Raw genomic sequence first — 8,425 nt, forward strand, 5'->3', positions numbered from 1 at the left:
GCAATGAGTACATCCATTTGCCCTTGCGGCAGCGGCACGCTGCTCGATGCCTGCTGCGGCCATTACCATGCCGGTCATCCGGCCCCTAGTGCCGAAGTCCTGATGCGTTCGCGCTACAGCGCGTATGTGTTGGGGCTGATCGACTATCTGGTGGCCACCACCCTGCCCGCGCAACAGGCCGGCCTGGATCGCCAGTCGATCAGCGACTGGAGCGCCCAAAGCACCTGGCTGGGCCTGGAGGTGGAAAGCGCCGAGGTCTTCGGCGGCCAGCCGGAGCACGCCTTCGTCACCTTTACCGCTCGCTGGCACGACAGCAGCGGCGAACACAGCCACCGCGAACGTTCGTCATTTGTACAGAACGCCGGCCGCTGGTACTTCATCGACCCTACCGTGCCACTCAAGGCCGGGCGCAACGATGCGTGCCCGTGCGCCAGCGGGCAGAAATTCAAGAAGTGTTGTGCGAGTTATTTCGGCGCTTGAGGTGCCCCCTGTAGCAGCCTGCGTTCGGCCGTGGCAGCTGTCGAGCTTGCGAGGCTGCGTTCGGCTGCGCAGCAGTCGTCAAACCAGAACTTGCGGTGCATCAGGCAAACCGCGTCAGCCGGATTCACGACTGCTACGCAGCCGAACGCCGCCTCGCAGGCTCGACAGCTGCTACAAAGGGAGAAACACGACCATGACTACCCCGCGGCGCACATTACAGCTACTCACCCTGCTCCTGTTTCTGGGACTCGGCGGCTGCGCCTCGTGGTTCAGCAACGACCTGCCAGACCCGCAAGTGCATCTGGTCAAGGTCGAGGTGGTCCGGGCCAAGTTGCTGGAGCAGAAATTCCTGCTGCATTTTCGTGTCGACAACCCCAATGACGAAGACCTGACGGTGCGCGCCCTGGAATATCGCATTCATCTGGGGGACATCCTGCTGACCGAAGGCGAGCACGAACATTGGTTCACCGTCGGCCCCAAGCACAGCGCCTATTTCAAAGTGCCGATCCGCACCAACCTGTGGCCCAGGGTTCGGGACGTGGTGAAACTGCTGAAAAAACCCGAGCAACCGATTCCCTATCGTCTGGAAGGTGAACTGGAAACCGGTTTATTCATCGCGCACTACGTGCACCTGGCGCGCAATGGCGTGATAATCGCCGCCGATTTAATTCCGGAGTGACCCCGATGACCCAGCAACCCCACGTCCATGGCCCTGACTGCAACCACGATCATGACCATCACGACCACCATGATCACGACCATGGCCATGTCCACGGCCCGAACTGCGGCCACGCCCACCAGGAACCGGTGCGCAACGCCCTGAAAGACGTCGGCCGCAACGACCCTTGCCCATGCGGCAACGGCAAGAAATTCAAGAAGTGCCACGGGGCATAACGCTTCGGGCGGATAACTTCTTCGCCTATTGAATCGTCATCGCGAGCCTGCTCGCGATGACGGACAGATATTCACCATCAGGCCAAAATCTGTGCAGTATTCACGACCGTCGCATATTCCCCATGCAGATTCCCCAGCGACATCGCATGCACTTCTTCAGCTGAATGGGCATTGCCGAAAAAGTCCGCCTTGTCGAAGGTAAAGCACGCATCCTCCACAACCCACGCCTCAAACCCCAGGTTGCCGGCCGTTCGCGCCGTGGACTCCACCGAGTTGTGGGTCGCCACGCCAACGATGATCAACTGATCGATCCCCGCCTCACGCAAACTCGCCTCCAACCCGGTCGAACAAAACGCATCCGGCACTTGTTTCTGTATCAGCCACTCACCGACCGATGGCTGGAATCGCTCCTGAAACTCCACCCCCGATTGCTGCGGCCAGAACACCGAATCCACTGAGCGTGACAGGTGCTGCACATGAATCACCGGCCGCCCGGTTCGACGCCAATGCCCCAGCAATTCCAAAATGCGCTCTTCGGCCTGAGGGTTGTTTCGACGGCCCAATTTGGGATGCAGGATGCCTTTTTGTTGATCGATGATGATCAGCGCTGCGTTTGTCTTGAGCTCCATGCCGACTTTTCTCATGCGAGGTCATTGAATTTCCCGCACTTCAACATCACCTCCTCCTACTGGCAAGCCATCAAACGCAAACAGGACGACCTAATGCCGGCGGTCGCTGTCCGAACCTGACGACGTCTCTTGATTTGGAGTACTTCATGATCGACCTGTATTACTGGACCACCCCCAACGGCCACAAGATTTCGCTATTCCTGGAAGAAGCCGGCCTGCCCTACAACGTTTACCCGATCAACATCAGCCAGAACGACCAGTTCAAACCCGACTTCCTGAAAGTCTCGCCGAACAATAAAATCCCGGCCATCGTCGATCATGAGCCGGCCGATGGCGGTGCTCCGTTGTCGCTGTTTGAGTCGGGGGCGATTCTTCAGTACCTGGCGGAGAAAACCGGCAAGTTCTTGCCCAAGGATCTGCGCGGGCGCCAGCAAGCGCTGCAATGGCTGTTCTGGCAGATGGGCGGCCTGGGGCCGATGGCCGGGCAGAATCATCACTTCAGCCGGTTCGCGCCGGAGAAAATCCCCTACGCAATCAAGCGCTACATCGACGAAACCACTCGCCTGTATGGAGTGCTCGACAAACAACTGGCGAACCATGACTTTGTCGCCGGCGGCGAATACAGCATTGCCGATATGGCGATCTACCCGTGGATCGTTTCCCACAAGTGGCAAAGCCAGAACCTGGAAGACTTCCCTAACGTGCTGCGCTGGTTCAACCACATCCAGGACCGCCCGGCGACGGTGAAGGCGTATGCGCTGGTGGCCAAGGTCAACCCGCCGAAGTCCTGATCCTGATTCAAGAGCAAAAGATCGCAGCCTTCGGCAGCTCCTACGCGCCTGTGGGCGCCGCCGAAGGCTGCGATCTTTTTGGTTTAACAGACAAATGTTGAAATAACCCCATACCCCGCTTGCGCGGCCACCTCCTGCTCACTAACGTAGCGCCTTTGTCGCGCCACTACCCCCGCAGGAGCTTTGCCATGGCCTCGCCAGCCCTTACACATTTTCTTCCCCGGTTCGGCGTTGCCGCAGCAGTGGCCGGTGTTTTGAGCCTGACCGGTTGTCAGACCTGGAACGCCCAGGACACCCTCCCGCCCACCTCCGGCGTGCAAGCGCTGAAGGGCCTGGCGCAAAACGTTTCGGTTCGCCGCAATGCCATGGGCATGCCGCTGATCGAGAGCAACAGCTTCCACGATGCGCTGTTCACCCTCGGCTACGTGCACGCCAGCGACCGCATCAGCCAAATGGTCACTCTGCGCCTGCTGGCCCAGGGCCGTCTGGCGGAGATGTCCGGCGCGGACCTGCTCGATGCCGACCGCTACATGCGTGCAGTCAATCTGAAGAAAAGCGCGGATGAGCTGTATAAGGCCTCGTCGCCACGCCTCAAGCGTTTCTTCGAAGTCTATGCCCGCGGGGTCAACGCCTACCTGTTCCGCTACCGCGACAAACTGCCTGCGGACCTCGCGGCCACCGGCTACAAGCCTGAGTACTGGAAACCGGAAGATTCGGCGCTGATGTTCTGCCTGCTGAACTTCAGCCAATCGGCGAACCTGCCGGAAGAGATTTCCTCGCTGATGCTGGCCCAGACTGTCAGCACCGACAAACTGGCGTGGCTGACCCCGTCCGCTCCCGACGAAAAACTGCCGATGGCTGAAGCTGAAAAACTTCAGGGCATCAAACTCACCGGGCAAATCCCGGGGCTGAGTGAAATCAGCAAGGCCGCCGGTCAACTGTCGGATCTGAATCTGCTGGGCGCTACCTCTTCGAACAACTGGGCGATCGCCCCGCAACGCAGCCGTAGCGGCAAAAGCCTGCTGGCCAGCGACAGTCATGGACCGCTGGGCGTCCCTTCATTGTTCAGTTACGTGCAGATTCGCGCGCCGAAATACCAGGCCTCCGGCGTAACCATTGCCGGGTTACCGATGGTGCTCACTGGTTTCAACGGCAAAGTGGCGTGGAGCATGACCACGGTCATGGGCGACAACCAGGACGTGTTCCTGGAAAAAATCAAACGCCAGGGCAATGGCCTTTCCTACGAAGTGGGCGGCAAATGGCAGCCGGCGATCGTGCGCAACGAAACCTATTTCGTCAAAGGCCAGCGGCCGATTCGCGAAGCGGTGTACGAAACCCGTCACGGGCCACTGCTCAACAGCGCCCAAGGCACGGCGCTGGCGAATGGTTTCGGCCTGGCCCTGCAGGCGCCGGACTTCACCGATGACAAAACCCTGGACGCCTTTTTCGATCTGTCCCGGGCGCAGAGTACCGAGAGAGCGTCGGACGCCAGCCGTGAAATCCGCGCCATCGCCCTGAATCTGGTATTTGCCGATGCCAGCAATATCGGCTGGCAAGTCACCGGTCGCTACCCGAACCGTCGCGAAGGCGAAGGCTTGCTGCCGTCGCCGGGCTGGGAAGGTCGCTACGACTGGGACGGTTACGCCGACCCGATGCTCCATCCGTATGACCAGGACCCGGCACAGGGCTGGCTCGGCACCGCCAACCAGCGGGTCATTCCCCATGGCTACGGCATGCAGTTGTCCAATTCCTGGTCGGCACCGGAGCGCGGTGAACGCATGGCCGAACTGGCGGGCGTGGGCAAACACGACACCCGCAGCCTGATCGCCATGCAATACGACCAGACCACCACCTTCGCCGCCAAACTGAAGAAGATGTTTGAAGCGCCGGGCATGTCCCAGCCGCTCAAACAGGCCATCGAAGCGTTGCCGGTGGCCGATCGCGGCAAGGCTCGCGAGGCTTATACCCGCTTGATGGCCTTCGACGGCAAACTCAGCCCGACTTCCGCCGACGCGGCGATTTACGAGTTGTTCCTGCAGGAAAGCACCAAACAGATTTTCCTCGACGAACTGGGCCCGGAAAGCAGCCCGGCGTGGAAAGCCTTTATCGCCAACGGCAAATTATCCTACGCGGCTCAGGCCGATCACCTGCTTGGGCGTGAGGACAGTCCGTTCTGGGATGACGTGCGCACCGCGCAGAAAGAAGACAAACCGGCGATCCTGGCCCGTAGCCTGGCGGCCGCGATCAGCGCGGGTGACAGCCAGTTGGGCGGCGATCACAAAGCCTGGCAGTGGGGCAAACTGCACCGCTACGAGTGGAAAAACGCCAGCGGCCAGACCGTGCGCGGTCCGCTGGCGGCCGGCGGCGATCACACCACGCTCAACACCGCCTCATTCGCCTGGGGTCAGGACTTCAACACCACGCAGGCCCCGGCCATGCGCTTTATCGTCGACTTCGGCCAGGCCGAACCGCTGATGGGCCAGAACGCTACCGGCCAATCCGGCAACCCGGCCAGCCCGCACTATCTCGACAGCGTCGATCCATGGCTCAAGGGTCAATACATGAGCCTGCCGATGCAGCCGCAGAACTTTGACAAGGTGTATGGCAAGACGCGGTTGACGCTGACGCCTGGCAAGTAACATCAAAAGATCACAGCCTGCGGCAGCTCCTACAGGGGATTCGCACCCATCCGTAGGAACTGCTGCAGGCTGCGATCTTTTGTTTTTGATCTCTGTAAAAATAAATAGAACTTCTGGCTTCGCGCAAACCTCCTAGCTAACAGGCCTCTCCATTCTGGTAACAATATGGACCTTGTTATCGCACGTCCTGAAGGTTTGTACTGCCCGCCCGGGGATTTCTATATCGACCCGTGGCGCCCCGTCGAGCGTTCAGTCATCACCCACGCTCATAGCGACCATGCTCGCCGTGGCAATCAACATTATCTGGCCGCGGCGCCGGGTGCGGGCATTCTGCGCGCTCAGCTGGGACAGGACATCAACCTGCAAACGCTGCCCTATGGCGAGCAATTGCTGCACCATGGCGTAAAACTGAGTTTTCACCCCGCAGGCCACATGCTCGGCTCAGCCCAGGTGCGGCTGGAATACGGCGGTGAGGTCTGGGTCGCCTCCGGTGATTACAAAACAGAGCCCGACGGCACCTGTGCACCGTTCGAACCGGTGCGCTGTCACACCCTCATCACAGAGTCGACGTTCGGCCTGCCGATTTACCGCTGGCAACCCCAGGCGCAGATCCTTGCCGAGATCAATCAGTGGTGGCAGGCCAACGCCGCAGTCGACAAAACCAGCGTGCTGCTCTGCCATGCCTTCGGCAAGGCCCAGCGGATTCTTCATGGCATCGATGCCAGTCTTGGCCCCATTCTGGTGCATGGCGCGGTTGAACCGATCAATCAGTTTTATCGCCAGAGCGGTATTCATTTACCGCCAACGATTTATGCCAGCGAAGTAAAAAAGCAGGATCCGATGATGCGCAAAGCTCTGGTCCTCGCGCCGCCTGCAACTGGCACCAGCAATTGGGTACGGCGCTTCGGCGACTACAGCGATGCCCTCGCCAGCGGTTGGATGCGTTTACGCAGCACGCAGCGGCGGCATGGCGTGGATCGTGGTTTCGTGTTGTCCGATCACGCCGATTGGCCCGGCCTGCTCTGGGCCATCGAACAGTCCGGGGCCGAGCGGGTGAAGGTTACCCATGGATCGATCGGAGTGCTGGTGCGGCATTTGCGCGAACAGGGCCTCGACGCCATGGGATTCACCACCGAATACGGCGACGACGAGAACAACGCAGTCCTCGAACCCGAGAGCGTCGAGGTGCAGGCATGAAAGCCTTCGCCGAGCTGTATGCCGAACTCGATGCCACCACCTCAAGCAACGCCAAACTGGCGGCGATGCAGCATTACTTCGCCCAGGCCACGCCCGAAGATGCCGCCTGGGCGGTGTACTTGCTGGCCGGCGGGCGGCCTCGACAATGGGTGCCGGTACGGGTGCTACGCGACATGACAATCGCGTGTTCCGGGCTCTCGCCCTGGTTGTTCGAGGAAAGTTACCAGGCGGTGGGTGATCTGGCGGAAACCATTTCGCTGGTGCTGCCCGAAATGCCTCACACGTCTACCGACAGACTGGCGGTGTGGATTGAAGACAAACTGCTGCCGCTGCGCAGCGCGCCCCCGCGGATCCTCGCCGAACGCCTGCCCGCGCTGTGGGCGCAACTGGATCGCCAAGGCCTGATGCTATGCACCAAACTGATCACCGGCAGTTTCCGTGTCGGTGTCTCCAAATCGCTGGTCACCCGCGCCGTGGTCGCCATGGCCGGGCTCGACGGCAAACGCGTGGCCCAGCGGCTGGTGGGTTACACCGACCCGTCGCACCGCCCGAACGCCGCCAGTTACCTGAAGCTGATTGCCCCCGAAGCACCCGATGAACACGCCCAACAGGATGGCCAACCCTACCCGTTTTTCCTTGCCCATGCGTTGTCGCAACCGGTCGAGCAGTTCGAAGCCCTGCTCGGCCCGGCCAGCCAATGGCAAGTGGAATGGAAATGGGACGGCATCCGCGCCCAGGTGGTCAAGCGCGATGGGCGCTTATGGGTCTGGTCGCGAGGCGAAGAACTGGTGACCGAACGGTTCCCCGAACTGGGCAGCCTGGTTCACGACCTGCCCGACGGCACGGTGATCGACGGTGAAATCGTCGCCTGGAAAACCACGCCCTCGGGCTCTGGGAGCGCTTCTGACCGGCAATCGCCAACATCGATGGCGGTGCAGCCTTTCGCCCTGCTGCAAAAACGCAGCAGCTGTCACACGCTGGACAAGAAAATCCTCAATGAGGTGCCCGTGGTCCTCCAGGCCTTTGACCTGCTGGAATGGCAGGGCCAGGATTTGCGCAACCAGACTCAGGCCATGCGCCGCGCTCAGCTCGAACAACTCGTCACCACCTGCGCAAACCCGGTGTTACTTGCCTCGCCCACGTTGATCGGCGAAGACTGGTTCGACCTCGCCCGTCAACGGGAAGCCTCTCGCAAACTGAAGGTCGAAGGCATGATGCTCAAGGCCCGCGATGCGCAGTATGGCGTCGGGCGGAACAAAGACACGGGCGTGTGGTGGAAATGGAAAGTCGACCCGTTCAGTGTCGATGCAGTGCTGATCCATGCCCAGCAGGGTCATGGCCGCCAGGCCAGTCTCTACACTGATTACACTTTCGCTGTGTGGGACGGCCCACCCTATGCCCGCGAGCGAACACTGGTGCCTTTCGCCAAGGCCTACTCCGGGTTGACCACCGAAGAAATCCGCCAGATCGACAGCATCGTACGCAAGACCACGGTGGAAAAATCCGGACCGGTGATCCGTGTGAAACCGAGCCTGGTGTTTGAACTGGGATTCGAGAGCATTGCCCCGTCGAAACGGCACCCGAGCGGGATTGCGGTGCGGTTTCCGCGGATGTTGCGCTGGCGGCAGGACAAATCGGTGGAGGAAGCTGACAGCCTGGCGACGTTGCAGGATTTGCTTGCCTGACCCGACTTCTGCGGCCCTGCCGTTGTAGCAGCTGTCGAGCCTGCGAGGCTGCGTTCGGCTGCGCAGCAGTCGTAAAACCAGAACTTGTGGTGCATCAGGCAAACCGCGTC

The 8,425-nt window shown here is 60.7% G+C and carries 8 protein-coding genes; 7 read left to right on the forward strand and 1 reads right to left on the reverse strand.

The window, feature by feature from the left end; translation table 11 throughout:
- The first annotated feature begins 3 nt into the window (after nt 1-3).
- The 3 genes from PMI21_RS20545 (at nt 4) to PMI21_RS20535 (ending at nt 1,374) form a co-directional block, all read left to right on the forward strand.
- Nucleotides 4-480 (forward strand): YchJ family protein, encoded by a 477-nt coding sequence (locus PMI21_RS20545; RefSeq protein ID WP_007935936.1) that lies wholly within the window; start codon nt 4-6, stop codon nt 478-480.
- A gap of 193 nt (nt 481-673) precedes the next feature.
- The gene (locus PMI21_RS20540; RefSeq protein WP_007935938.1) at nt 674-1,159 is read left to right on the forward strand and encodes an LEA type 2 family protein; all 486 of its coding nucleotides are present in this window, start codon (nt 674-676) and stop codon (nt 1,157-1,159) included.
- A gap of 5 nt (nt 1,160-1,164) precedes the next feature.
- A complete protein-coding gene (locus PMI21_RS20535; protein ID WP_007906737.1) occupies nt 1,165-1,374 on the forward strand; it encodes an SEC-C metal-binding domain-containing protein in 210 nt (69 codons plus the stop codon).
- 77 nt (nt 1,375-1,451) lie between these two features.
- On the opposite strand, the gene PMI21_RS20530 is transcribed toward PMI21_RS20535, so the two are convergent.
- Nucleotides 1,452-2,003, reverse strand: coding sequence for a cysteine hydrolase family protein (locus tag PMI21_RS20530; protein ID WP_007935941.1), 552 nt, complete (start codon nt 2,001-2,003; stop codon nt 1,452-1,454).
- Nucleotides 2,004-2,149: 146 nt separating this feature from the next.
- Between PMI21_RS20530 and PMI21_RS20525 the strand changes: the two genes are divergently transcribed.
- From PMI21_RS20525 to PMI21_RS20510, 4 genes are all read left to right on the forward strand, one after another.
- Nucleotides 2,150-2,794, forward strand: coding sequence for a glutathione S-transferase N-terminal domain-containing protein (locus tag PMI21_RS20525; protein WP_007935943.1), 645 nt, complete (start codon nt 2,150-2,152; stop codon nt 2,792-2,794).
- A 188-nt stretch (nt 2,795-2,982) separates the two neighbouring features.
- Nucleotides 2,983-5,433: a penicillin acylase family protein gene (locus PMI21_RS20520; protein WP_007935945.1), complete on the forward strand. Its 2,451-nt coding sequence runs from the start codon at nt 2,983-2,985 to the stop codon at nt 5,431-5,433.
- Nucleotides 5,434-5,598: 165 nt separating this feature from the next.
- The gene (locus PMI21_RS20515) at nt 5,599-6,630 is read left to right on the forward strand and encodes a ligase-associated DNA damage response exonuclease (RefSeq protein ID WP_007935947.1); all 1,032 of its coding nucleotides are present in this window, start codon (nt 5,599-5,601) and stop codon (nt 6,628-6,630) included.
- Nucleotides 6,627-8,315: an ATP-dependent DNA ligase gene (locus tag PMI21_RS20510; protein WP_007935949.1), complete on the forward strand. Its 1,689-nt coding sequence runs from the start codon at nt 6,627-6,629 to the stop codon at nt 8,313-8,315. Before PMI21_RS20515 ends, PMI21_RS20510 begins: the two co-directional genes overlap by 4 nt.
- The last annotated feature ends 110 nt before the right edge of the window (nt 8,316-8,425 follow it).

The sequence above is a fragment of the Pseudomonas sp. GM18 genome, assembly GCF_000282195.1.
Classification (GTDB): Bacteria; Pseudomonadota; Gammaproteobacteria; order Pseudomonadales; family Pseudomonadaceae; genus Aquipseudomonas.

Bases quoted from the DNA above. Each gene is read 5' to 3' on its own strand.
- PMI21_RS20545 (WP_007935936.1), top strand. From the start codon at position 4: ATGAGTACATCCATTTGCCCTTGCGGCAGCGGCACGCTGCTCGATGCC.
- PMI21_RS20515 (WP_007935947.1), top strand. From the start codon at position 5,599: ATGGACCTTGTTATCGCACGTCCTGAAGGTTTGTACTGCCCGCCCGGG.
- PMI21_RS20535 (WP_007906737.1), top strand. From the start codon at position 1,165: ATGACCCAGCAACCCCACGTCCATGGCCCTGACTGCAACCACGATCAT.
- PMI21_RS20520 (WP_007935945.1), top strand. From the start codon at position 2,983: ATGGCCTCGCCAGCCCTTACACATTTTCTTCCCCGGTTCGGCGTTGCC.
- PMI21_RS20530 (WP_007935941.1), bottom strand. From the start codon at position 2,003: ATGGAGCTCAAGACAAACGCAGCGCTGATCATCATCGATCAACAAAAA.
- PMI21_RS20510 (WP_007935949.1), top strand. From the start codon at position 6,627: ATGAAAGCCTTCGCCGAGCTGTATGCCGAACTCGATGCCACCACCTCA.
- PMI21_RS20525 (WP_007935943.1), top strand. From the start codon at position 2,150: ATGATCGACCTGTATTACTGGACCACCCCCAACGGCCACAAGATTTCG.
- PMI21_RS20540 (WP_007935938.1), top strand. From the start codon at position 674: ATGACTACCCCGCGGCGCACATTACAGCTACTCACCCTGCTCCTGTTT.